This is a genomic window from Burkholderia sp. BCC1640, from assembly GCF_902833125.1.
In the GTDB taxonomy this organism is placed as follows: domain Bacteria; phylum Pseudomonadota; class Gammaproteobacteria; order Burkholderiales; family Burkholderiaceae; genus Burkholderia; species Burkholderia diffusa.
Genome location: NZ_CADFEF010000003.1, coordinates 228,631 through 251,451 on the forward strand (window position 1 = coordinate 228,631; position 22,821 = coordinate 251,451).

Sequence of the window (22,821 nt, forward strand, 5' to 3'; positions counted from 1 at the left end):
GCAGGCACTCGCCGCGATTGCGGTAACGCGCCGCACGCGCTCGCGCACCGCCGCACGCATTCGCTTTCCCACGCCCGACAGGATTTCCCGATGCCTACACGCTTTCGCCGCGCCGCCGTCACGGTCGTCGCCTGTGCCGCGCTGGCGGGCGCGCTGCCGCGTGCCGCGTTCGCCCTGACGGCGGCCGATACCGCCGCGCTCGCCGGCGACGACTTCGACGCGAAGACGACCGCGATCGACCATCTCGCCGCCGATGCCGATCCGCGCGCCGTCGCGTTGCTCAATGCGCTGTCGACCGGCGACGCGCTCGCGACCGGCGACGGACGCCTGCTGATCCAGACCGGCGACACCGCGCACGACGCGCTCACGCAGGCCGCGACGCCGGCCGGCGACGCGCAGCCCGTGCTTCTGAACAACCTGCTGCGCACGAAGATCGCCGGCGCGCTGTCGGGTCTCGCCCTCGCCTCGCCCGACGTCGCCGCGCGCCGCGACGCGATCGACGCGCTGCTGAAATCGCCCGACCCGGCGCTCAAGCCGATGATCGATCGCGCCCGCGCGAAGGAAACCGATCCGGCGTTGAAGCGCCGCCTCGACGCGCTATGGGCGATCGCCGCGCTGCACGATGCCGATCCGGCAAAGCGTCTCGAAGCCGTGCAGGTGGTGGCCGCGCGCCGCGACCTCGACATGATCGAACAGTTGCGTCCGCTCGTCGCGAAGAACGCGGACGGCAGTTTCGCCGAGCCCGACGCACGCGTGCGCGAAGCCGCGCAGCAAGGGCTCGACGCATTGCACGCGCTGCAGCGCCGCGGCGAGATCGCGGGCACCGTGTTCGCGGGCCTGTCGCTCGGCAGCGTGCTGCTGCTCGCGGCGCTCGGCCTCGCGATCACATACGGGCTGATCGGCGTGATCAACATGGCGCACGGCGAATTCCTGATGATCGGTGCGTACGCAACCTATGTCGTGCAGACGCTGATCCAGCGCTATGCGCCGGCGGCATTCGACTGGTATCCGCTCGTCGCGGTGCCGGTGTCGTTCGCGGCGGCCGCACTGGTCGGCATCGTGCTGGAGCGGCTCGTGCTGCGGCACCTGTACGGCCGCCCGCTCGAGACGCTGCTCGCGACCTTCGGCGTGAGCCTGATCCTGATCCAGGCGACGCGCATGCTGTTCGGCGCGCAGAACGTGCAGGTCGTGAACCCGTCGTGGATGAGCGGCGGCGTGACCGTGATGCAGAACCTGATCCTGCCGTACAACCGGCTCGCGATCCTCGCGTTCGCGCTCGCGGTCGTGTGCGTCGCCTGGGGCGTGCTGACGAAGACGCGGCTCGGCCTGTTCGTGCGCGCGGTCACGCAGAACCGCCGGATGGCCGCGTGCGTCGGCGTGAAGACCGCGCGCGTCGACGCGTATGCGTTCGCGTTCGGCGCGGGCATCGCGGGCCTCGGCGGCTGCGCGCTGTCGCAGATCGGCAATGTGGGCCCGGACCTCGGGCAAAACTACATCATCGATTCGTTCATGGCGGTCGTGCTCGGCGGCGTCGGCCAGATCGCCGGCACCGTGCTCGGCGGCTTCGGGCTCGGCCTCGTCAGCAAGGCGATCGAGCCGTTCTGGGGCGCCGTGCTCGCGAAGATCGCGGTGCTCGTGATGATCGTGCTGTTCATCCAGAAACGTCCGCAGGGCATGTTCGCCCCGAAGGGACGCAGCGCGGAGGCCTGACATGACTTCAATCACCGATTCGTTGTCGAACCCGATCGCCGACGCGCCGAAGCCCGCTGCCTCCGCGCGCGCAGACGGTTTCGCGCTCGGCCTGCCGCCCCGCCCCGCGCTGCTGTCGCGCCGCGCGTGGCTCGCGCTCGTCGCGCTGTGCATCGCGATCGGCATCGGCGTGCCGCTCGCCGCGCTGGTCGCGCCCGAGTCGAGCGCGTTCCATTTGTCCGCGTACGCGATGACGCTCACCGGCAAGCTGATGTGCTACGCGATCGCCGCGCTCGCGCTCGATCTCGTGTGGGGTTACTGCGGAATCCTGAGCCTCGGCCATGGCCTCTTCTTCGCGCTCGGTGGTTATGCGATCGGCATGTACCTGATGCGCGAGATCGGCCGCGACGGCAAGTACGGCAGCGACCTGCCCGACTTCATGGTGTTCCTCGACTGGCATCAGCTGCCCTGGTACTGGAGCGGCACTCAGCATCTCGCCTGGGCGCTCGCACTGGTCGTGCTCGTGCCGGCCGTGCTCGCATGGGTGTTCGGCTTCTTCACGTTCCGCTCGCGCGTGAAGGGCGTGTACCTGTCGATCATCACGCAGGCGCTGACGTTTGCCGCGATGCTGCTGTTCTTTCGCAACGAGACGGGTTTCGGCGGCAACAACGGCTTCACCGACTTCAAGCGCATCGCAGGGTTTTCGGTCACGTCGCCCGGCACGCGCACTGTGCTGTTGCTGCTGACTTTCGCGACGCTCGTGCTCGCGTTCATCGCCGCGCGCGCGATCGTCACCAGCAAGCTCGGGCGCGTGGTCACCGCGGTGCGCGACGGCGAGACGCGGCTGATGTTCCTCGGCTACAGCCCGCTCGCGTACAAGCTGTTCGTATGGACGCTGTCGGCCGTGCTGTGCGGAATCGCAGGCGCGTTGTACGTGCCACAGGTCGGCATCATCAACCCCGGCGAGATGTCGCCCGGCAACTCGATCGAAATGGCGATCTGGGTCGCGGTGGGCGGGCGCGGCACGCTGATCGGGCCGATCGTCGGCGCGTTCGCGGTGAACGGCGCGAAGAGCCTCTTTACCGCTTACTTCGCCGAGTACTGGCTGTTCTTTCTCGGGCTGATCTTCGTGCTCGTGCCGCTCTTGCTGCCGCGCGGCATCATGGGGCTCGTCGATACGCTGCTCGCAAAGGGGAAACGCGCATGAACGGCACGGCCCTCTACCAGTTCACGCCACCGGCCGAGGACGAGCTGCTGACCGTCAGCGGCACCGCATCGATGGGCCGCGTGGTGCCGCCCGGCATCGACACGTCGCACGGCACGATCCTCTACCTCGAGGACATCGAGGTGAGCTTCGACGGCTTTCGCGCGCTGAACAAGCTGTCGCTCGCGATCGACGCGGGCGAACTGCGCTGCGTGATCGGCCCGAACGGTGCTGGCAAGACGACGATGATGGACGTGATCACCGGCAAGACGCGCCCCGATGCGGGCAAGGTGTTTCTCGGCCAGACCATCGACCTCGCGCGGATGAACGAACCCGAGATCGCGCGTGCGGGGATCGGCCGCAAGTTCCAGAAGCCGACCGTGTTCGAACAGCATCCGGTGTGGGAAAACCTCGAACTGGCGATGCAGACCGACAAGGGCTGGCTCGCGTCGCTGCGCGCGCGGCTCGATCGCGCCGCGCAGGCGAAGATCGAGGAGACGCTCGCGCTGATCGGCCTCGAAAGCGACGCGTATCGCGCGGCCGGCGAGCTGTCGCACGGGCAGAAGCAGCGGCTCGAGATCGGCATGCTGCTAATGCAGCGCCCGGCTCTGCTGCTGCTCGACGAGCCGGCCGCCGGAATGACCGACCACGAGACGATGGAACTCGCGAAGCTGCTGAACACGCTGCGCGGCACCTGCTCGATGATGGTCGTCGAGCACGACATGGAGTTCGTCGCGGCGCTCGCGGGCGACACGGGCCGCGTGACGGTGATGGCCGAAGGCGCGGTGCTCGCGCAAGGCACGCTCGACCAGGTCAAGCGCGACGACGCGGTGATCGAGTCCTACCTCGGACGGTAATCCAATGCTGAAGATCGATGCACTGAACCAGTATTACGGCGGCAGCCATATCCTGCGCAACGTCACGCTGGCCGCCGACGACGGCAAGCTCACCGTGCTGCTCGGCCGCAACGGCGTCGGCAAGAGCACGCTGCTGCGCTGCCTGATGGGCGTCGTCGCCGCGAAGAGCGGCAGCGTGTCGTGGCGCGGCACGGCGCTCGGTGCATTGCCGCCGTATGCGCGCGTCGCGGCCGGCCTCGCGTACGTGCCGCAGGGCCGCGACATCTTTCCGCGCCTCACCGTCGAGGAGAATCTGCTCGTCGGCGCGGCGAGCCGCAAGGCGCCGTCGAAAGTGCCCGACCGCATCTACGACCTGTTCCCGGTGCTGAAGGACATGCGCGCACGGCGCGGCGGCGACCTGTCGGGCGGCCAGCAGCAGCAGCTCGCGATCGGCCGCGCGCTGATGAGCGAGCCGCAACTGCTGATCCTCGACGAGCCGACCGAGGGCATCCAGCCGTCGATCATCCAGGACATCGGCCGCACGCTGCGCCAGCTCGTCGACGAATCTAAAATGACCGTGCTGCTCGTCGAGCAGTATTACGACTTCGCGCGCTCGATCGCGGACCATTACTGGGTGATGAGCCGCGGCGAGGTCATCGCGGGTGGCGAGGCGCGCGACATGGAAACCAACGGCGTGCGCGAGCTGATCGCGGTGTAGCCGAGGAATGCGGCACGCGATGACGTTGCCGCGAGGTGCCGGCGATCGACGCATGTCGGGCGAACGTCGGCATCGCCGCCGCGCCGCCGCCCCTCCCCGTCGCCTCGTTCGGCATCCCGAACACCCAAGCGTATAGTGTTGCGGTAGCATCTCCGATCACCGCGCCCGTCTCCAGCTTCCCGCCGATGTCCGCCCTCGATTCCCACGCCCCGCTGTCCCGCCCCGCCGTCGCCAAGTCGTGGCGCGGCCGTCTCGAACTCGGTTTCGAGCGGCACGGCGCGCGCACGACGCTCGTCCACCGGCTGCACGACGGCCCGCTGCGCGTCCAGCGGCCGCTGTATCCGGAAGGCGACGCGATCTGCCACGCGGTCATCGTTCACCCGCCGGGCGGCGTCGCGGGCGGCGACCGGCTCGACATCGACATCACGCTCGGCGACGGCACGCACGCGGTGCTGACGACACCCGGCGCGACCAAGTGGTACAAGTCGAACGGCCTCGACGCGACGCAGCGCATCGGCATCACGGTCGGCGAGCACGCGAAGCTCGACTGGCTCCCGCAGAACAACCTGTTCTTCGACGCGGCCCACGCCGCGCTCGACTTCACGGTGACGCTCGGCGCCGGCGCGAGCGCGATCGGCTGGGACGCGACGCAGCTCGGCCGTCAGGCGGCCGGCGAAACGTGGTCGGCCGGCCGCATTGCGTCGGGTTCGGCACTCGTCGATGCCGACGGACGGCCGCTATGGACCGAGCGCGCGCTGCTCGACGCGCACGATCCGCTGCGCGGCGCGCTGCAGGGCCTCGGCGGCTTTCCCGTGTACGGCACGCTGTGGGCGGCCGGCGCCGCGTGCGATGCCGCGCTCGCCGAAGCGCTCGCCGCGCGGATGCCGTTCGACGACGCACTGCGCGCGGGCGCGACCTGCGTGACGCCGGGCGTCGTGCTGGTGCGCGCGGTATCGACGTCGATGGAAGCGTTGCAGCGTCACTTCGCCGACTGCTGGCTTTACCTGCGGCCGCTCGTGCACGGCGTCGACGCGCGGCCGCTGCGCCTCTGGCAGACCTGAGCGCGCGGCCCGCACGCACCGTTTCGGCGCAGCCGCGCCGCCCACCCTGCCCACGATTCATGCATCGCGCACCACGATCGCGCATCGAAGCCCGTTCCATCGACATGGCACGCACCTTGCTGCTTACATAACGGCTACACGACGCACGAAAAACGGCGCGGTGCTACGATGACCCGCGCCCCGGCTGGAACCCCGCGCACCGATAAAAATTACGTTTTCCTGAACGACTGCCTTCATGAAACTGACTCCCCGAGAAAAGGACAAGCTGCTGATCTTCACGGCGGCGCTGCTGGCCGAGCGCCGCCGCGCGCGCGGGCTGAAGCTCAACTATCCGGAAGCGGTCGCGTTCATCACCGCCGCGCTGATGGAAGCCGCGCGCGACGGCAAGACCGTCGCCGAGGTGATGCACTACGGCACGACGCTGCTCACGCGCGACGACGTGATGGAAGGCGTGCCGGAGATGATTCCCGACATCCAGGTCGAGGCGACCTTCCCCGACGGCACCAAGCTCGTCACCGTCCACCACCCGATTCCGTGACCGAGGTAGCACGCATGATCCCCGGCGAAATCCTCACCGACGACGGCGAGCACGAACTGAACGCGGGCCGCGCGACGGTCTCGCTCGTCGTCGCGAATACCGGCGACCGCCCGGTGCAGGTCGGCTCGCATTACCACTTCTTCGAAGTCAACGACGCGCTGTCCTTCGACCGCGCCGCCGCGCGCGGCTTCCGGCTCAACATCGCCGCCGGCACGGCCGTGCGCTTCGAGCCGGGCCAGACGCGCACCTTCGAGCTCGTCGAGCTGGCCGGCGAACGCGCCGTCTACGGTTTTCAGGGCAAGGTGATGGGGCCGCTGTAAGCCGCGCCCCGCTCTTCAGGAACAGCACATGACACTACGCTTGAGCCGCCGCGCATACGCGGAAATGTTCGGGCCGACGACGGGCGACCGCGTGCGGCTCGCCGATACCGAACTGCTGATCGAGATCGAACGCGACTTCACGACCTACGGCGAGGAAGTGAAATTCGGCGGCGGGAAGGTGATCCGCGACGGGATGGGCCAATCGCAGCGGGTGGCCGCCGACGTGCCCGACACGATCATCACGAATGCGGTGATTCTCGATCACTGGGGCATCGTGAAGGCCGACATCGCGATCAAGCACGGCCGCATCGCCGCGATCGGCAAGGCGGGAAACCCGGACATCCAGCCGGGCGTGACGATCGCGATCGGCGCGGCGACCGAAGTGATCGCCGGCGAAGGGCTGATCGTGACGGCCGGCGGCATCGACACGCACATCCACTTCATCAGCCCGCAGCAGATCGACGAGGCGCTCGCCTCGGGCGTCACGACGATGCTCGGCGGCGGCACGGGGCCGGCCACCGGCACCAACGCGACGACCTGCACGCCGGGCCCGTGGCACATGGAGCGGATGCTGCAGGCCGCCGACGGCTGGCCGATCAACCTCGGCTTCCTCGGCAAGGGCAATGCGAGCCTGCCGCAGCCGCTCGTCGAGCAGATCGCGGCCGGCGCGATCGGCCTGAAGCTGCATGAAGACTGGGGCACGACGCCCGCCGCGATCGACAACTGCCTGTCGGTCGCCGACGACACCGACACCCAGGTCGCGATCCACACCGACACGCTGAACGAAGGCGGCTTCGTCGAATCGACGGTCGCCGCGTTCAAGGGCCGCACGATCCACACGTACCACACCGAAGGCGCGGGCGGCGGCCACGCGCCCGACATCCTGAAGGTGTGCGGCGAGGCGAACGTGCTGCCGTCGTCGACCAACCCGACGCGCCCGTACACGATCAACACGCTCGACGAACATCTCGACATGCTGATGGTGTGCCACCACCTCGATCCGTCGATCGCCGAGGATCTCGCGTTCGCCGAATCGCGGATCCGCCGAGAGACGATCGCGGCCGAGGACATCCTGCACGATCTCGGCGCGCTGTCGATGCTGTCGTCCGACTCGCAGGCGATGGGTCGCGTTGGCGAAGTGATCATCCGCACCTGGCAGACCGCGCACAAGATGAAGGTGCAGCGCGGCGCGCTGCCCGAGGACGGCGCACGCAACGACAACTTCCGCGCGAAACGCTACGTCGCGAAGTACACGATCAACCCGGCGCTCACGCACGGCATCGCGCACGAAGTCGGTTCGATCGAACCCGGCAAGTGGGCCGACCTCGTGTTGTGGGAGCCCGCATTCTTCGGGATCAAGCCGTCGATGATCCTGAAAGGCGGGATGATCGCCATGGCGCAGATGGGCGATCCGAACGCGTCGATTCCGACGCCGCAGCCCGTCCACTACCGCGAGATGTTCGCCACGCGCGGCGGTGCGCTCGCGCGCACGTCGCTGACCTTCGTGTCGCAGATGGCCGCCGATGCGGGCATCGCCGAACGCTACGGGCTCGCGAAACGCGTCGTGCCCGTGCGCAACTGCCGCAACGTGACGAAGGCCGACATGATCCACAACGCATGGCGCCCGTCGATCAGCGTCGATCCCGAAACCTACGACGTGATCGCCGACGGCCAGCTGCTCACCTGCGAGCCGGCGACGGTGCTGCCGATGGCGCAGCGCTATTTCCTGTTCTGATTTCCGGTTTTTCGTTCCATGCGCACCCTCGACAAACGCATTGCCCCGAACGTGAAGCTCGCCGCGTCGCTCGTCGCGCGCGCGCCGACGCTCACGCTCGCCTATGACGCCCGCTGCAAGAGCCGCCTCGCGGCGACGCTCGACACCGGCGAGGACGTTGCGGTCCTGCTGCCGCGCGGCACCGTGCTGCGCGACGGCGACGTGCTCGTCGCCGACGACGGCGCGCTCGTGCGCGTCGCCGCGGCGCCCGAGACCGTGCTGCTCGTGCGTGCGGCCGATCCGCTTACGCTGATGCGCGCCGCGTATCACCTCGGCAATCGTCACACGCCGGTCGAGATCGGCGACGGCTACCTGAAGCTCGAAGCCGATCCGGTGCTCGCGGACATGCTGCGCCGGCTCGGCACGCAGGTCGAAGAAACCAGCGCACCGTTCCAGCCGGAAGCCGGCGCATACGGCGGCGGCCACAAGCACGGACACGACGCGACGTTCGCCGAGGATTACGCACTCGCGCAGCAGGTATTCGGCGAACATCACGGCCACTCGCACGATCACGATCATCAGCATGGTCCGGGCTGCGCGCACGGCCACCACGGTCATGACCACCACTGAGCTCGTCGCGCTGCTGCATCTCGCGTCGCCCGCGCTGCCGATCGGCGCGTTCAGCTATTCGCAGGGACTCGAAGCCGCACTCGACGCGAACCTGATCCGTGACGCCGACACCGCGCGCGACTGGATCGCGAGCGGACTGACCGACGTGCTCGCGCACGGCGAGCTGCCGTTCCTCGCGCACCAGCTCGCGCGCTGGCACGCGCACGACGCCGATGCGCTCACACGCGAGAATGCGTGGTTCGTCGCGAGCCGCGAATCGTCGGAGCTGCGCCGCGAAACCGAGCAGATGGGCTGGTCGCTCGCGCAACTCTGCGCGTCGCTCGAATGGGGCGATGCCGCGCGCCGCGCGACGCTCGCGTCGATCTCGCCGATCGCGCTGCCGACGGCGTTCGCCTACGCGGCCGCCGCGCACGATGCCGGCGCCGACGCGACGCTCGCCGCCTACGCATTCGGCTGGGTCGAGAACCAGACGTCGGCCGCGCTGAAAGCCGTGCCGCTCGGCCAGCTCGCCGGCCAGCGCATCATCGTCGCGCTGCGCGGCGCGATCGACGCGGCCGTGCGCCGCGCGCTCGCGACGCCGCCCGACGCCATCAACACGTTCGCGCCGCAGCTCGGCATCCTGTCCGCGCGGCACGAAACCCAGTATTCGCGGTTGTTCCGCTCCTGAATCCCACCCACGCCATGAACGCACCCGCTCTCTCCTCCGCTCGCCGCACCAAGAAACTGCCGCCGCTGCGCGTCGGCATCGGCGGCCCGGTCGGCTCCGGCAAGACCACGCTGCTCGAAATGCTGTGCAAGGCGATGCGCGAGCGCTACGACCTCGTCGCGATCACGAACGACATCTACACGAAAGAAGACCAGCGCCTGCTGACGGTCGCGGGCGCGCTGCCCGAGGAACGCATCATGGGCGTCGAGACGGGTGGCTGCCCGCATACGGCGATCCGCGAGGATGCGTCGATCAACCTCGAGGCCGTCGACCGAATGCTGTCGCGCTTTCCCGACGCCGACATCGTGTTCATCGAATCGGGTGGCGACAATCTCGCGGCGACGTTCAGCCCCGAGCTGTCGGACCTGACGATCTACGTGATCGACGTCGCGGGCGGCGAGAAGATTCCGCGCAAGGGCGGCCCCGGCATCACGAAGTCCGACCTGCTCGTGATCAACAAGACGGACCTTGCACCGCTCGTCGGCGCGAACCTCGACGTGATGGCGTCGGACACGAAGAAGATGCGCGGCGAGCGGCCTTACGTGATGACGAACCTGAAGGCGCTTGAAGGCGTCGCGGATGTCGTCGCGTTCATCGAGAAGAAGGGGTTGTTGACGGTTTGAATAAGTGTCCGGGCCGGCACTGCATGGCCTTTGCGTGCACAGCGGCGCGTGCGCTGCCGAAAGGTCCCTTGGCGACATTGTGCATTCAGTTGCACCTGGCTAGGATCGATTCCTTACATTTATCTGTAAGGATTTCGAAATGCCGATTCCCGCGCATATGTGGCTCAAGGATGATGGCGGCGCAGAGATCAGAGGCTCGTCAACCGTCCAGGACCGTGAAGGCAGCATTGAAATCATCAGTTTCGGCCACGGTGTGAATCTGCCGGTCGATGGCGCCAACGGCAAGATTACCGGCAAGCGTACACATTCACCGGTTGCGTTCGAAAAGGAATTCGACGCTGCGACACCGTATCTCTACAAGGCCGTGGCGACGGGACAAACGCTGCAATCGGCTGAAATCAAGTGGTATCGCATCAACGATGCAGGAAGGGAAGAAGCGTATTTCGTGATGCTGCTCGAAGGCGTCAAAGTCCGCGGCATCAACCCCGGCATGGCGAATACCAAACTGTCGCAGGTGTCCGCGCTCAATCATCTGGAAGCCGTCTCGATGATGTATGAACGCATCACCTGGCATTATCTCGACGGCAATGTCAAATACACAGATTCATGGAATGACATCGGATAAGCGGAGGTGGTCAATGGCTTATACCGGTAGATTTCTGGTGAATAACGACTTTTTGTCGCCCCTTACCATCGATGGCCTGGGTACGTTCGATGCGTTCTCTGGCCACGGCATCTATCGGAATCGAGGGGGCTGTACGGCGGTACCCGACAACGGTCCGATTCCTGCTGGTAAATACTGGATCGTCGATCGTCCTACAGGCGGTGTCGGGTCTCGAGCTTGGACCTCGATCAAGGACGCATATAACGCCTTAAAGGGCAGACCGTCTTACCATTCCGAATGGTTTGCACTATATCGGAGCGACAGCTTAATCGACGATTTTACTTGGATCAACGGTCTCCAGCGCGGTCAGTTTCGGCTGCATCCGACGGGTGGCGATGGGATTTCGCTAGGCTGCATTACTCTGCCGAGCCGTACGGATTTTCTGAGAATCCGAACAGCACTTTTGACCACAAACAAAATTGCAGCTGGCAATTCAGGGCTTGATGCATACGGAACAATTGAGGTCGTCGCGTATGGCAATACTTGCCCGTAGATTTTTCAAAATCACGCTGTTTATCGGCTTGTTTCTTCTATCCGTGCGCTGTATTGGTCGAAATGGGGCGATGCCGGAAAGCGTAGCACTTAGATGGTTGAGCATCGCGCAAAGCCTTGGTCTGCACGAAGCAGATGATGCCTATATCCTGGTGATGCTGATTCTTGATCTGCTTGCAGCAACGCTTGCATATATGACAATCACGAAGCTATGGAAGCATAATCGCAGCAAGAACGCCGCGTTGAGAAATAACGCCCGAGAATGATCACTCTCGTCCGTCGAATATTTAAGGTCGCGCTGTTCGTCGACCTATTCCGCCTCTCCGTACCGTTTGTCCACATATATCCTGTGACAATGTCAGAAAGCCAAGCGCTCGCTTGGCTACGCGCTGCAAATCGACTTGGCATTCGCGATCCCGATGATTTATACATTCCGCTCTTCCTGCTGACTAACCTTATCGTGGCAACGTTTTCGTATATGGCGATCAGGAAGCTACGGAGACACTATTGCGAGAAAAAACATGTCGGGAAATAATGCCTTGGAGTAACCGGATCCGCAGGCCTGTCAAAATCTCGACATTTATCGAACTGCTCGCTCTATCGCTTCGTTATGTCCGACCACATTCCTATGAATGGACAGAAAACAAGATGCGCACGTGGTTGTACACATCACAAGCGTTAGGTATTCGCGACCCCAAAGATTTGTATTTCGTGGTGTGGGCAACTATCGAACTGATCGCGACAGTGCTCGCTTATGTAGCGATTATGCGGCTGTGGCGACACCACCGAAAAAAGCATGTTGGAAAATAGCGACCAAGGATGACCGCACCAGAAACAAAGCCGCGCCCTTACCCGTCTCAAAGTTCGTTGGATACAACGGTCGACCTTCAACCCGTTGCAGCGCATTCGAGCGCGACGCGCTCGAATGCAAATCGCTACACTTAGTCGCCTTGGGCGTCCCGCCCATCCTGCATCGCACGCCCGCCGTTCTCCACCGGCGGCAGCAGCGCCGCGAGCACGTCGACCGAGCGCGCCGTCGCGCCGCGATGGCGCGACGCGAACGCGGCACCGGCCGCGCCCATCGCGATGCGCCGTGCCTTGTCGGCGAACAGCGCGTCGAGCACGTGCGCGAGATCGAGCGGATCCGCGACCTGCATCGCCGCACCGGCCGCGACCGCATCGGCGGTCGCCTGCGTGAAGTTGAACACGTGCGGCCCGATCAGCACCGGCACGCCGACCGCGCAGGCCTCGATCAGGTTCTGCCCGCCGAGCGGAAGCAAGCTGCCGCCGATGAACGCGACGTCGGCGGCCGCATAGTACGCGCCGAGCTCACCCATCGAATCGCCGAGCAGCACCGTCACGTCGGCCGGCAACGGTTCGGCCGCGGCGGGCCGACCCGCGGCGAGCGCCGCCGTGTCCGCACCCCACACTGAACGCCGCACACACTTGAACCCGTTGCGCTCGACGAGCGCCTCGACTTCGGCGAAGCGCTGCGGATGACGCGGCACAAGAATGAGGAGCGCGCCGGGCGTCTTCATCGCGGCGAACGCCTGCAGCACCAGCGCCTCCTCGTTCTCGCGCGTGCTGGCGGCGACCCACACCGGCCGCGTGCCGATCGCGTCGCGCCATGCATGGCCACGCGCCGCCAGCTCAGGCGGCGTCGTCATGTCGAACTTCAGGTTGCCGAGCACGGTCACGTTGCGTGCGCCGAGCGACGTCAGCCGCTCCGCGTCGGCCGGGCTCTGTGCAAGCACGCGCGAGAAACCGCCGAACACGTCGCGCGTCGCCGCGCCGAACTTCGCCGCACGTCGATGCGAGCGCGCGGACATCCGCGCGTTGGTCAGCACGAGCGGCACGTCCGCACGGCGGCACTCGTCGATCAGCGTCGGCCACACCTCGGTTTCCATCACGAGGCCGAGCGTCGGCCGCCATGCGCGCAGGAAGCGCCGCACCGCGCCCGGCATGTCGTACGGCAGATAGCAGCGCAGCACGCGATCGCCGAAGATCTGCTCGCCGGTCGCGCGACCGCTCGGCGTCATGTGCGTGAGCAGAATGCGCGCGTCGGGACGCGCATGCATCAGCGCGTCGATCAGCGGCTGCGCGGCGCGCGTCTCGCCGACCGACACCGCATGCACCCAGATCAGCGGCGTGCGATCGTCCGGCGACCGGCCCGCGACGTGGCCGAAGCGCTCGCCGATATGCTCGCGATAGCCGCGCTCCTTGCGCGAACGCACATAGAGCCGGATGACCGCGATCGGCGCGACGAGCCACCACAGCGCGCGATAGATCGCCCTCAGCATGCGCGGGCTCCGAAACCGTGAAGGATGCGGTGCGCGCTCAAACCAGCGCCCTGCCCTGCAGGCGCTCGAGAATCCCGAGCGGTGCACATTCGCGACGCACCATCGCGTCGACCGGCAGGAAGAAGGTCTGCTCGAGCATGAACTGGCCGGACATCACAGCGTGCGAAGTCTGGTCCGAGAAACATATCCACACGCTGCCCGGCGGAAACGGCATCGTCTGCTGCGGGCAGGTCTTCTGGTAGTCGAGATCGGCCTTCATGCTGTCGTGCAGGTTCAGCATCAGGTGGTCGTATGCGCTGCGCGGCGACTTCGTCACGTGCAGCAGGTTCAGCAGCCACGCCGAACCCGGGAACTGCGGCCGGATCTTCGGCAGGAAACGCTTCGCGACGTCCTCGAACGGCTCGCCGACGCGCCACACGCGCGGCTGGCCGGCCGGGTTCACGTTCGTGAACACGCGCAGGATCCGCTCGCCGTAGTTCGGCCGCGACGGGAACGCGTCGACGTGCAGCCGGCTGTCGTCCTTGCGCCACGAGGTCTGGCGCGTCTCGACCTGCATCAGCCGCAGGCTCGTCGGCGCGACGCGCAGCTTGCCGCGGTATTCGGGAAAGAGGCCGTCGACGAGCGTGCCGGCCTGCTGCTGGAAGCGCGCGACCAGCGCGCGCACGGCCGACTGCGTAACGCTGTCGCCGAGCACGCCGGCGAGCGCACCGCCGTTCGGCGCAAGGCTGATGTTCTTGCGTTTCGGATCGGCGAGCGCCGGATCGAGCAGCGCTTCCTCGCCGCCTTCGATCGCGAAGCGCAGGTGCGGGAAATACAGCACCTTGCCTTCCTCGACTGCGGCGAGCAACTGCTCGCGCGGCGCCGACAGGTTGTGTCCGCTCCAGTCGGCGGACGGGACTTCGATGATCTGGGATTCGCTCATGATCGGTTCGCGTGCGTGACGGGCAGGGCAGGCATGACGGGCATCACAGCAGACCGAAGCCCGCGAGCACCGCCTTCACCTGCGAGATCGACGGCGGCTGCCCCGCCGTGCCGAGGTTGACGACGTTCGGCGACCAGTAACCGCCGGTGCGCCAGGCCGTCGCGAAATTGTACAGTTCGACCGTCGGACGCTTCAGCGCGGCCGCGATGTGAACCAGACCTGTATCAACCCCGACCGTCGCGGCCGCGCCGTCGATCAGGCCGACGACGGCCGGCAGCGACAGTTTCGGCGGCACGATCGCCGCCGCGCCGAACTCCTTCGCGAGCCGCTCGCTGGTCGCGCGCTCCGCGTCGTTGCCCCACGGCAGCACGAGCGACGCACCGCGCCGCACGAGCGCCTGGCCGAGCTCGATCCAGGCGGCGTCCGGCCACTGCTTGTCGGCGCGCGACGTCGCATGCACGAACACCACGTACGGCACCGGCAGGTTCAGTCCGAGCGCCGCGACCGCGAGCGCCGCCGCACGCGTATCGAGGCCGAAGTCGACCGGATCGGCCGGCGTCGGCGCCAGGTCGCCCAGCGCGGCCGCGACCAGCTGGCGCGAACGCTCGACCACGTGCGTGCGCGGCGCGATCGGCACGCGCTTGCGATAGAAGAAACGCACCGGCCATTCGTAGCCCGCGCCGTCGGTGCGGTTGCCGAGGCCCGCGAGCGGGCCGCGCGCCCAGCTCGCGACCCACGCCGTCTTGATGAGCCCCTGGCAGTCGATCACGAGGTCGTACTGCTCGGCCGCGAGGCGCTTGCGGAACGCGCGGATCTCGCGCCACGTCGCACCCGAGAACGGCTTCTTGCGCCAGCGGCGCAGCGAGAACGGCAGCACGTCGCGCACGCCGTCGACGAGCCGCACGAGGTCGACGAAGCTCTCCTCGACGAGCCAGTCGATCTGCGCGTCGGGGTGGCGACGCCGGATATCGGCGATCACCGGCATGTTGTGCACGACGTCGCCCAGCGACGACACGCGCACGATCAGGATCTTTTGCACGCTGAAAAAACGCCGGCGGACGGCCGGCGACAGGCATAAAGACGCGATTTTATCGCGCCCGGGGGACCACACAGGCAAAAAGCGGCCGCACGCCGTCGGCGTGCGCCGCTTTTCGGGGATGGCGCGACGATCGTTCGACCATCGTCGCACCGGCGGCGGCCCGCAGGCCGCCGGGGTTCAGAACGGCAGCTTGACGTCCGGCTTCGCGGCCGTCAGCACGCGGCGGAAGTCGTCCTGGATGCGCTTGAGGCCTTCCTCGGTCTCGGATTCGAACCGCATCACGACGACCGGCGTCGTGTTCGACGAACGTGCGAGGCCGAAGCCGTCCGGGTATTCGACGCGCAGGCCGTCGATCGTCACGACCTCGTCCGCACCGTCGAATTTCGCTTCCTTCTGCAGCTTCTCGATCAGGCGGAAGTTCTCGCCTTCGTCGAGCCAGAGCTGCAGTTCGGGCGTGCTCATCGCGTCCGGCAGCGCGTTCAGCAGCGCGCTCGGATCGGCCGCCTTCGCGAGAATTTCCAGCAGGCGCGCGCCCGTGTAGAGACCGTCGTCGAAACCGTACCAGCGATCCTTGAAGAACACGTGGCCGCTCATCTCGCCCGCGAGCGGTGCGCCCGTCTCGCGCAGCTTCGCCTTCACGAGCGAATGGCCCGTCTTCCACATCAGCGGCTCACCGCCCTTCGCCTTCACCCACTGCGCGAGATGGCGCGTGCACTTCACGTCGTAGATGATCTGCGCGCCCGGGTTGCGCGACAGCACTTCCTCCGCGAACAGCATCAGTTGGCGGTCCGGGAAGATGATCTGGCCGTCCTTCGTGACGACGCCCAGGCGATCGCCGTCGCCGTCGAACGCGAAGCCGAGCTCGGCATCGGTGTCCTTCAGCGCCTGGATCACGTCCTGCAGATTTTCCGGGTGTGCGGGATCGGGGTGGTGGTTCGGGAACGTGCCGTCGATGTCGGTGAAACGCTCGACGAGTTCGCAGCCGAGCGCCTTGAACAGGCGCGTCGCGAGCGGGCCCGCGACGCCGTTGCCGGCGTCGACGACGAGCTTCAGCGGGCGCGCGAGCTTCACGTCGCCGACGATGCGCTCGATGTACTGATCGGCGACGTCGAATGCCTCGTACGAGCCGCTGCCCGTCTCGTAGCGCTCGTCGACGATGCGGCGGTACAGCGCCTGGATCTGCTCGCCGTAGATCGCCGCGCCGCGCAGCACCATCTTGAAGCCGTTGTAGTCGGGCGGGTTGTGGCTGCCCGTGACGACGATGCACGAATCGACGCGACGCTCGCCGCCCTTCAGCGCGAGCGGCACGCTCGCCGCGAAATAGCCGACCGGCGTGGGCACCATGCCGACGTCGACGACGTCGACGCCCGCCGCACGCAGGCCATCGGCGAGTGCGCCGACGAGCTCGGGCCCCGACAGGCGGCCGTCGCGCGCGACGACGACCGCGTCGCCGCCCTGTGCGCGCACTTCGCTGCCGAATGCCCGGCCGATCCCGCGCGCCGTGTCGGCGTCGAGCGTCTTGCCGACCACACCGCGAATGTCATATGCCTTGAAGATGGATTGGGAGATCATCGATTCTCTCTCGGTTGCGTGCATGGAAAATAATCTGGCCGCCTTTCGCGCATGCCCGGCATCATACCTGCGGGCCCGGCGCTGCAAGGAACGGGACGGCTGGAGCGGCCCCGATCCAACTTATAATCGCGGGTTTTGATGACGCGGATTCCGCCCATTTTAATGCCTAGCCGTTCCGCCGCCGCCACCCTGCCGCCTCCGGGCGCCCTGCCAGCCGCCTCGCGCGCGTGCGGCTGCCCCGCATGCTGAAGCGATTCGGCAACCCGGACGTCGCGAAGGCCGTCGCGAACCTCGTCTGGCTGGGGCTCGAACGGCTCACGCAGATCGGCGTCGCGATCGCGATCAGCGGTCTTCTGGCCCGTTATTTCGGGCCGGACGTGTTCGGCAAGTGGCAGTATGCGAATACGCTTCTCCTCGTACTGGCGCCGCTCACCTGGGTGTGCGGCGCCGAAATCCTGGTTCCGACCATCGTCCAGCGCCCGCCCGCGCAACTCGGCGCGGTGCTCGGCAGCGCATTCGCGCTGCGCATCGGCGTGTCCGCCGCCGCGCTCGTCGCGACCTGGGTCGCGATCGGCGCCGGCGCGTTCGACCCGCTCGTCGGCGCGATGCTCGCGGGCCTCGCGGTCACGATGGTGTTCCGCGAGCCGTTCGTCGGCGTGATCAACGCGTGGCTGCAGAGCATGACCTACAGCAAGCCGCAGCTCGTGACCAGCATGGTCACCGCGCTGGCGAAGGCGCTGTGCGTCTGGCTGCTGGTCCGCGCGGCCGCCGGCCCTGCCCGCTTCGCGTGGCTGTGGGCGCTGGAGGCCGCCGCGATCGGCTTCGCGCTGCTGCTCTACTACCGCCATCGTAACGGCGGCACGCTCGGCTGGACGTTCGACAAACCGCTGTTCGGGCACTTCGCCACCGCCGGCACCGTGTTCTGGCTCGGCCTGATCTGCATGTATCTGTTCCTGAAGCTCGACCGCCTGATGCTCGAGCGTCACGTGTCGTTCGCCGACCTCGGCCGCTATTCGGCGGCCCAGCAGCTCAACGAGAACTGGATCACGCTCGCACTGATGCTCGCGCAGACCATCGCGCCCGCGTTCGTGTACCGCGTGCAGGACGTCGCGCGGCTGCGCCGCAACATCGTCCGGCTGATCGCGATGACCGCCGGCCTGATGACGGCCGGCGCGCTGGTGCTGGACGCGGCCGCGCCGCTTATCGTCGGCAAGGTGTTCGGCCGCGGCTACGAGGCGTCGGTCGACATCTTCCGCTGGGCCGTCTGGCTGTCCGTCCCGGCCGGCATCGAGGCGATAGGCAATCTTATCGTTCTCAAATATCAAGCAAAATTCGTGTTGCTGGCGAAATGGGTGCTCGCGCTCGCGATCGCCGCGCTCGTCAACGTGTTCGCCATCCCCCGGCTCGGCCTGTACGGCGCGCTCGTCGGGCTGGCGGCCGGCTATGTTGCCGCCGCCGCCGTTAATTTTTATTACATTCGTATCAAGCTGCGCCCATGACGTCTCCCGATTGCCCGCCCCCGCTCGACGACGTGGCCGTGCTGATGCCGGCCTACAACGGCCACGACGACGTCGTGCGCACCCTCGCGTCGTTTCGTGAGGCCGCGCCGGTGCACGTGCTGATCGTCGACGACGGCAGCACGCCGCCGATCGCGGTGCCCGACCTGCCCGGCCTCGCGGTCGAAGTGCTGCGCATGCCGCAAAACGGCGGCATCGAGCGCGCGCTCGAGACCGGCATCGACGCGCTCGCGGCGCGCGGCTTCCGCTATGCGGCCCGCATCGACGCCGGCGACCTCGCCGCGCCGCAGCGCCTCGCGAAAGAGCGCGCGTATCTCGACGCCCACCCGCGCGTGGCCTGCGTCGGCATGTGGACCCAGGTCGTGTCGCGCGCCGGCGAGCCGCGCTTCATGCTGACGCCGCCCGCCGATCCGCGCACGCTGCGCCGCACGCGCTTCCTGCGCTCGCCGCTCGTGCATCCGTCGGTCATGTTGCGCATCGACGCGGTGCGCGAAGTCGGCAACTATCGGGCGAAGTACCGCGCGGCCGAGGATCTCGATCTTTTTTTACGGTTAATGCAACGCTACGATTGCGCGAACCTGCCCGAGCTCGGCCTCTACTACGAGCTCAACGAGGGCGGGATCAGCGCGACCAAGCGCCGCCGCCAGCTGATATCGACGCTATCGCTGCTGCTGCGACACTTCAACGCGCTGAACCCGTACGACTGGGCCGGCCTCGCCAAGAATCTGCTGCATTTCGTGACGCCGTACCGCACGCTGCAGCGGATCAAGCGGACGCTGTTCGCGGCGCGCCCGTCCGCGTAGTCCGCATCCGGCATTTTCGACGCTTTATTTTTTCTTTTTTTTCATGTCCGCTACCTCCTCGCTGCGCATCGCGCTCGTCTGCAACACGGCCTGGGCGATCTACACGTACCGCCACGGGCTGATCCGTGCGCTCGTCGCGCGCGGCGCCGAGGTCATCGTGATCGCGCCGCACGACCGCACAGTGCCGCTGCTCGAACAGATGGGCTGCCGCTACGTCGCGCTCGCCGTCGCGTCGAAAGGCACGAGCCCGCGCGAGGATCTCGGCACGCTTGCCGCGCTGGTGCGCCATTACCGCGCGCTCAAGCCCGATCTCGTGTTCCATTACACGATCAAGCCGAACATCTACGGGTCGATCGCGGCGTGGCTCGCGCGCGTGCCGTCGATCGCGGTCACCACCGGCCTCGGCTACGTGTTCATCCAGAAAAGTCGCGCGGCCAGCGTCGCGAAGCGCCTGTACCGGTTCGCGTTCCGCTTTCCGCGTGAAGTCTGGTTCCTGAACCGCGACGATCTCGCGACCTTCACCGACGAGCAGTTGCTTGCGCACCCCGACCGCGCGCGGCTGCTGCACGGCGAAGGCGTCGACCTCGAACAGTTCGCGCCGGCGCCGCTGCCCGCCGGCCGTGGCCCGGTGTTCATCCTGATCGGCCGGCTGCTGTGGGACAAGGGCGTGCGCGAATACGTCGAGGCAGCACGCGTCGTGCGGGCCCGCTACCCGGATGCGCGCTTCCAGCTGCTCGGGCCGCTCGGCGTCGACAATCCGAGCGCGATCGGCCGCGCGGACGTCGACGCGTGGGTCGGCGAAGGCGTCGTCGAGTATCTCGGCGAGGCGCACGACGTGCGCCCGCACATCGCGGCGGCCGATTGCGTCGTGCTGCCGTCGTACCGCGAGGGCGTGCCGCGCACGCTGATGGAAGCGTCCGCGATGGGCCGCCCGATCGTGGCGACCGACGTGCCGGGCTGCCGCGACGTCGTGGCCGACGGCGAAACCGGCTTCCTGTGCCGCGTGCGCGACAGCGCGAGCCTCGTCGAGCAGTTGATCCGCATGATCGAACTCGGGACCGCCGGGCGCGATGCGATGGGCGCGCGCGGTCGCCGCAAGGTCGCCGCTGAATTCGACGAGCAGCAGGTCGTCGAACGTTACCGGCAGACCATTCATACATTGACCGGCATCACACTCTGAAGGAGCGCATCAGCATGACCGCTAAAGGCACCATCCTCGTTACCGGCGGTGCGGGCTACATCGGCTCGCACACGGCCGTCGAGCTGCTCGACAACGGCTACGATGTTGTGATCGTCGACAACCTCGTCAACAGCAAGGCCGAGTCCGTCCGGCGCATCGAACGGATCACGGGCAGGACGCCCGCGTTCCACCAGGTCGACGTGTGCGACGAAGCCGCGCTCGCGAAGGTGTTCGATGCACATCCGATCACGGGCACGATCCATTTCGCGGCGCTCAAGGCGGTCGGCGAATCGGTCGCGAAGCCGCTCGAGTACTACCAGAACAACCTCGGCGGACTGCTCTCCGTGCTCAAGATCATGCGCGAGCGCAACGTCAAGCAATTCGTGTTCAGCTCGTCCGCCACCGTGTACGGCGTGCCGGAGCGCTCGCCGATCGACGAATCGTTCCCGCTGTCCGCGACCAACCCGTATGGCCAGTCGAAGCTGATCGCCGAGCAGATTCTGCGCGATCTCGAGGTATCGGACCCGTCGTGGCGCATCGCGACGCTGCGCTACTTCAACCCGGTCGGCGCGCATGCGAGCGGGCTGATCGGCGAGGACCCGGCCGGCATCCCGAACAACCTGATGCCGTACGTCGCGCAGGTCGCGGTCGGCAAGCTCGAGAAGCTGCGCGTGTTCGGCTCCGACTACCCGACGCCGGACGGCACCGGCGTGCGCGACTACATCCACGTCGTCGATCTCGCGAAGGGGCACATCGCCGCGCTCGACGCGCTCGCGAAGCGCGATGCGAGCTTCGTCGTGAACCTCGGCACGGGCCAGGGCTACAGCGTGCTGGAAGTCGTGCGCGCGTTCGAGAAGGCGTCGGGCCGCCCGGTGCCGTACGAACTCGTCGCGCGCCGCCCGGGCGACATCGCCGAGTGCTACGCGAATCCGCAGGCCGCCGCCGACCTCATCGGCTGGCGCGCGACGCTCGGGATCGAGGAGATGTGCGCCGACCACTGGAAATGGCAGGAGGGGAACCCCCGCGGTTTTGTATAATCCGCTGTCCATTTTTCGAGCGATCCCATGCTCAGCTTCGCGTCCGGCTTCATCGTCTCCCTGCTCGTCACGCTGTTCATCGTGCGCTATGCGCATCTGCACGAGAAATTCTCGATCGACAGCGATCTGGCCGGCGTGCAGAAATTCCACGTGCGGCCCGTGCCGCGCGTCGGGGGCATCGGGATCCTCGCCGGCGTCGTCATTGCCGCGCTGCTCCTGACCCGGCGCTATCCAACGATCGCCGGCAGCATTCTCGGCATCGTGGCCTGCGGGCTGCCGGCGTTCCTCTCCGGGCTCGTCGAGGACCTGACCAAGCGCGTGTCGCCGCGCGCGCGGCTGCTGTGCACGATGGGCGCGGCCGCGCTGGCGTTCTGGCTGCTGAACATCGCGGTCACGCGCATCAGCGTGCCGCCGCTCGACTTCCTGCTCCACTACGTCGCCATTTCGGCGTTCATCACGGTGCTCGCGGTTGCCGCGCTGGCCAACGCGATCAACATCATCGACGGCTTCAACGGTCTCGCGTCGATGGTCAGCTTCATGATGTTCGCGTCGCTCGCCTACGTCGCATTCCACGTCAACGACCCGGTCGTGATGTCCGCGTCGATCATCATGATGGGCGCCGTGCTCGGCTTCTTCCTGTGGAATTTCCCGGCCGGCCTGATCTTCCTCGGCGACGGCGGCGCGTATTTCATCGGCTTCATGCTCGCCGAGCTCGCGATCATGCTGGTGATGCGCAATCGCGAAGTGTCGGCGTGGTATCCGGTGCTGCTGTTCATGTATCCGATCTTCGAGACGTGTTTCTCGATCTATCGGAAGAAGTTCATTCGCGGGATGTCGCCGGGGATTCCGGACGGCGTTCACCTGCACATGCTCGTGTACAAGCGGCTGATGCGCTGGGCCGTCGGGACGAAGCATGCGCATGACCTCACGCGGCGGAATTCGCTCACTTCGCCTTATTTGTGGCTGCTGTGCCTCGTTGCCGTGATTCCGGCGACGCTGTTCTGGCGACACACGGTGCACCTGTTCGTTTTTGTGGTGCTGTTCGCGCTGACCTATGTGTGGCTGTATATCAGCATCGTCAGGTTCCGGGTGCCTCGGTGGATGGTGGTGAGGAAGGAGAAGCGCGGGCATTGAGGGGGGCGGGTCAGCCGGCGCGCTGCCGGTTCGCGCGGCAACGCGTGCCGCGCCCCGATGATGGACGAGCCGCCGTTGCCGACAGGATCATGACGGCACGGCGGCGGCTCGACGAACGGTCG

The 22,821-nt window shown here is 66.9% G+C and carries 23 protein-coding genes; 19 read left to right on the top strand and 4 right to left on the bottom strand.

Features of this window, described 5'->3' with window-relative positions:
- The first annotated feature begins 90 nt into the window (after window positions 1-90).
- The 14 genes from urtB to HWX25_RS05495 all read left to right on the top strand — a co-directional run bounded on the left by urtB (window position 91) and on the right by HWX25_RS05495 (window position 11,461).
- Window positions 91-1,710: an urea ABC transporter permease subunit UrtB gene (gene urtB, locus HWX25_RS05430; protein WP_175907542.1), complete on the top strand. Its 1,620-nt coding sequence runs from the start codon at window positions 91-93 to the stop codon at window positions 1,708-1,710.
- 1 nt (window position 1,711) lies between these two features.
- Entirely contained in the window at window positions 1,712-2,896 is a 1,185-nt protein-coding gene (gene urtC, locus HWX25_RS05435) for an urea ABC transporter permease subunit UrtC (RefSeq protein WP_175907544.1), read from the top strand.
- The gene (gene urtD / locus HWX25_RS05440) at window positions 2,893-3,750 is read left to right on the top strand and encodes an urea ABC transporter ATP-binding protein UrtD (RefSeq protein WP_059530295.1); all 858 of its coding nucleotides are present in this window, start codon (window positions 2,893-2,895) and stop codon (window positions 3,748-3,750) included. Before urtC ends, urtD begins: the two co-directional genes overlap by 4 nt.
- 4 nt (window positions 3,751-3,754) lie before the next feature.
- Entirely contained in the window at window positions 3,755-4,447 is a 693-nt protein-coding gene (gene urtE, locus HWX25_RS05445; protein ID WP_059820181.1) for an urea ABC transporter ATP-binding subunit UrtE, read from the top strand.
- A gap of 185 nt (window positions 4,448-4,632) precedes the next feature.
- Window positions 4,633-5,508 (top strand): urease accessory protein UreD, encoded by an 876-nt coding sequence (locus tag HWX25_RS05450; protein ID WP_059820180.1) that lies wholly within the window; start codon window positions 4,633-4,635, stop codon window positions 5,506-5,508.
- Window positions 5,509-5,743: 235 nt separating this feature from the next.
- The gene (gene ureA / locus HWX25_RS05455; RefSeq protein ID WP_006048588.1) at window positions 5,744-6,046 is read left to right on the top strand and encodes an urease subunit gamma; all 303 of its coding nucleotides are present in this window, start codon (window positions 5,744-5,746) and stop codon (window positions 6,044-6,046) included.
- 14 nt (window positions 6,047-6,060) lie between these two features.
- Entirely contained in the window at window positions 6,061-6,366 is a 306-nt protein-coding gene (locus HWX25_RS05460; protein WP_175907545.1) for an urease subunit beta, read from the top strand.
- A 28-nt stretch (window positions 6,367-6,394) separates the two neighbouring features.
- Window positions 6,395-8,101 (top strand): urease subunit alpha, encoded by a 1,707-nt coding sequence (ureC, locus tag HWX25_RS05465; protein WP_059699397.1) that lies wholly within the window; start codon window positions 6,395-6,397, stop codon window positions 8,099-8,101.
- Between the two features lie 18 nt (window positions 8,102-8,119).
- Window positions 8,120-8,710, top strand: a complete 591-nt coding sequence (ureE, locus tag HWX25_RS05470; protein ID WP_175907546.1) for an urease accessory protein UreE — start codon at window positions 8,120-8,122, stop codon at window positions 8,708-8,710.
- Window positions 8,697-9,377, top strand: a complete 681-nt coding sequence (locus HWX25_RS05475) for an urease accessory UreF family protein (protein WP_059820177.1) — start codon at window positions 8,697-8,699, stop codon at window positions 9,375-9,377. The genes ureE and HWX25_RS05475 overlap by 14 nt, the downstream gene beginning before the upstream one ends.
- Window positions 9,378-9,391: 14 nt before the next feature.
- Window positions 9,392-10,039, top strand: a complete 648-nt coding sequence (ureG, locus tag HWX25_RS05480; protein ID WP_175907547.1) for an urease accessory protein UreG — start codon at window positions 9,392-9,394, stop codon at window positions 10,037-10,039.
- 139 nt (window positions 10,040-10,178) lie between these two features.
- Window positions 10,179-10,664, top strand: coding sequence for a type VI secretion system tube protein TssD (tssD, locus tag HWX25_RS05485; RefSeq protein ID WP_175907548.1), 486 nt, complete (start codon window positions 10,179-10,181; stop codon window positions 10,662-10,664).
- A 13-nt stretch (window positions 10,665-10,677) separates the two neighbouring features.
- Complete coding sequence (locus HWX25_RS05490; protein ID WP_175907549.1) at window positions 10,678-11,196, top strand: DUF2778 domain-containing protein; 519 nt, start codon at window positions 10,678-10,680, stop codon at window positions 11,194-11,196.
- Window positions 11,177-11,461 (top strand): hypothetical protein, encoded by a 285-nt coding sequence (locus HWX25_RS05495; protein ID WP_175907550.1) that lies wholly within the window; start codon window positions 11,177-11,179, stop codon window positions 11,459-11,461. Before HWX25_RS05490 ends, HWX25_RS05495 begins: the two co-directional genes overlap by 20 nt.
- 675 nt (window positions 11,462-12,136) lie before the next feature.
- On the opposite strand, the gene waaA is transcribed toward HWX25_RS05495, so the two are convergent.
- The 4 genes from waaA to HWX25_RS05515 all read right to left on the bottom strand — a co-directional run bounded on the left by waaA (window position 12,137) and on the right by HWX25_RS05515 (window position 17,028).
- Window positions 12,137-13,495 carry a lipid IV(A) 3-deoxy-D-manno-octulosonic acid transferase gene (waaA, locus tag HWX25_RS05500; protein WP_175907551.1) on the bottom strand — a complete coding sequence of 453 codons (1,359 nt, stop codon included), beginning with the start codon at window positions 13,493-13,495 and terminating at the stop codon, window positions 12,137-12,139.
- 37 nt (window positions 13,496-13,532) lie between these two features.
- Window positions 13,533-14,417 (bottom strand): Kdo hydroxylase family protein, encoded by an 885-nt coding sequence (locus HWX25_RS05505; protein WP_059605588.1) that lies wholly within the window; start codon window positions 14,415-14,417, stop codon window positions 13,533-13,535.
- 43 nt (window positions 14,418-14,460) lie between these two features.
- Window positions 14,461-15,489, bottom strand: coding sequence for a lipopolysaccharide heptosyltransferase I (waaC, locus tag HWX25_RS05510; RefSeq protein WP_347879249.1), 1,029 nt, complete (start codon window positions 15,487-15,489; stop codon window positions 14,461-14,463).
- Between the two features lie 144 nt (window positions 15,490-15,633).
- The gene (locus tag HWX25_RS05515) at window positions 15,634-17,028 is read right to left on the bottom strand and encodes a phosphomannomutase/phosphoglucomutase (protein ID WP_059690756.1); all 1,395 of its coding nucleotides are present in this window, start codon (window positions 17,026-17,028) and stop codon (window positions 15,634-15,636) included.
- 242 nt (window positions 17,029-17,270) lie between these two features.
- On the opposite strand from HWX25_RS05515, the gene HWX25_RS05520 reads away from it, so the two are divergent.
- Genes HWX25_RS05520 through HWX25_RS05540 form a run of 5 tightly spaced genes read left to right on the top strand, consistent with a single transcriptional unit; the run spans window position 17,271 to window position 22,699 of the window.
- Window positions 17,271-18,527 carry an oligosaccharide flippase family protein gene (locus tag HWX25_RS05520; protein ID WP_175907555.1) on the top strand — a complete coding sequence of 419 codons (1,257 nt, stop codon included), beginning with the start codon at window positions 17,271-17,273 and terminating at the stop codon, window positions 18,525-18,527.
- Window positions 18,524-19,348 carry a glycosyltransferase gene (locus tag HWX25_RS05525; protein ID WP_175907558.1) on the top strand — a complete coding sequence of 275 codons (825 nt, stop codon included), beginning with the start codon at window positions 18,524-18,526 and terminating at the stop codon, window positions 19,346-19,348. Before HWX25_RS05520 ends, HWX25_RS05525 begins: the two co-directional genes overlap by 4 nt.
- A gap of 43 nt (window positions 19,349-19,391) precedes the next feature.
- Window positions 19,392-20,528, top strand: a complete 1,137-nt coding sequence (locus HWX25_RS05530) for a glycosyltransferase family 4 protein (RefSeq protein WP_175907560.1) — start codon at window positions 19,392-19,394, stop codon at window positions 20,526-20,528.
- 14 nt (window positions 20,529-20,542) lie between these two features.
- Window positions 20,543-21,565, top strand: coding sequence for a UDP-glucose 4-epimerase GalE (gene galE / locus HWX25_RS05535; protein ID WP_059530331.1), 1,023 nt, complete (start codon window positions 20,543-20,545; stop codon window positions 21,563-21,565).
- Window positions 21,566-21,592: 27 nt separating this feature from the next.
- On the top strand, window positions 21,593-22,699 hold the full coding sequence (locus HWX25_RS05540) for a glycosyltransferase (RefSeq protein WP_059820171.1): 1,107 nt from the start codon (window positions 21,593-21,595) through the stop codon (window positions 22,697-22,699).
- Window positions 22,700-22,821: the final 122 nt, after the last annotated feature.

What these genes read in the sequence shown, in the direction of transcription:
- ureA (WP_006048588.1), top strand. Translation starts at nt 5,744, where the DNA reads ATGAAACTGACTCCCCGAGAAAAGGACAAGCTGCTGATCTTCACGGCG.
- urtE (WP_059820181.1), top strand. Translation starts at nt 3,755, where the DNA reads ATGCTGAAGATCGATGCACTGAACCAGTATTACGGCGGCAGCCATATC.
- HWX25_RS05495 (WP_175907550.1), top strand. Translation starts at nt 11,177, where the DNA reads ATGGCAATACTTGCCCGTAGATTTTTCAAAATCACGCTGTTTATCGGC.
- urtC (WP_175907544.1), top strand. Translation starts at nt 1,712, where the DNA reads ATGACTTCAATCACCGATTCGTTGTCGAACCCGATCGCCGACGCGCCG.
- HWX25_RS05530 (WP_175907560.1), top strand. Translation starts at nt 19,392, where the DNA reads ATGTCCGCTACCTCCTCGCTGCGCATCGCGCTCGTCTGCAACACGGCC.
- ureG (WP_175907547.1), top strand. Translation starts at nt 9,392, where the DNA reads ATGAACGCACCCGCTCTCTCCTCCGCTCGCCGCACCAAGAAACTGCCG.
- urtD (WP_059530295.1), top strand. Translation starts at nt 2,893, where the DNA reads ATGAACGGCACGGCCCTCTACCAGTTCACGCCACCGGCCGAGGACGAG.
- HWX25_RS05450 (WP_059820180.1), top strand. Translation starts at nt 4,633, where the DNA reads ATGTCCGCCCTCGATTCCCACGCCCCGCTGTCCCGCCCCGCCGTCGCC.
- urtB (WP_175907542.1), top strand. Translation starts at nt 91, where the DNA reads ATGCCTACACGCTTTCGCCGCGCCGCCGTCACGGTCGTCGCCTGTGCC.
- HWX25_RS05490 (WP_175907549.1), top strand. Translation starts at nt 10,678, where the DNA reads ATGGCTTATACCGGTAGATTTCTGGTGAATAACGACTTTTTGTCGCCC.
- HWX25_RS05505 (WP_059605588.1), bottom strand. Translation starts at nt 14,417, where the DNA reads ATGAGCGAATCCCAGATCATCGAAGTCCCGTCCGCCGACTGGAGCGGA.
- HWX25_RS05520 (WP_175907555.1), top strand. Translation starts at nt 17,271, where the DNA reads ATGCTGAAGCGATTCGGCAACCCGGACGTCGCGAAGGCCGTCGCGAAC.
- ureE (WP_175907546.1), top strand. Translation starts at nt 8,120, where the DNA reads ATGCGCACCCTCGACAAACGCATTGCCCCGAACGTGAAGCTCGCCGCG.
- HWX25_RS05460 (WP_175907545.1), top strand. Translation starts at nt 6,061, where the DNA reads ATGATCCCCGGCGAAATCCTCACCGACGACGGCGAGCACGAACTGAAC.
- HWX25_RS05525 (WP_175907558.1), top strand. Translation starts at nt 18,524, where the DNA reads ATGACGTCTCCCGATTGCCCGCCCCCGCTCGACGACGTGGCCGTGCTG.
- HWX25_RS05475 (WP_059820177.1), top strand. Translation starts at nt 8,697, where the DNA reads ATGACCACCACTGAGCTCGTCGCGCTGCTGCATCTCGCGTCGCCCGCG.
- galE (WP_059530331.1), top strand. Translation starts at nt 20,543, where the DNA reads ATGACCGCTAAAGGCACCATCCTCGTTACCGGCGGTGCGGGCTACATC.
- ureC (WP_059699397.1), top strand. Translation starts at nt 6,395, where the DNA reads ATGACACTACGCTTGAGCCGCCGCGCATACGCGGAAATGTTCGGGCCG.
- tssD (WP_175907548.1), top strand. Translation starts at nt 10,179, where the DNA reads ATGCCGATTCCCGCGCATATGTGGCTCAAGGATGATGGCGGCGCAGAG.
- HWX25_RS05540 (WP_059820171.1), top strand. Translation starts at nt 21,593, where the DNA reads ATGCTCAGCTTCGCGTCCGGCTTCATCGTCTCCCTGCTCGTCACGCTG.
- waaA (WP_175907551.1), bottom strand. Translation starts at nt 13,495, where the DNA reads ATGCTGAGGGCGATCTATCGCGCGCTGTGGTGGCTCGTCGCGCCGATC.
- HWX25_RS05515 (WP_059690756.1), bottom strand. Translation starts at nt 17,028, where the DNA reads ATGATCTCCCAATCCATCTTCAAGGCATATGACATTCGCGGTGTGGTC.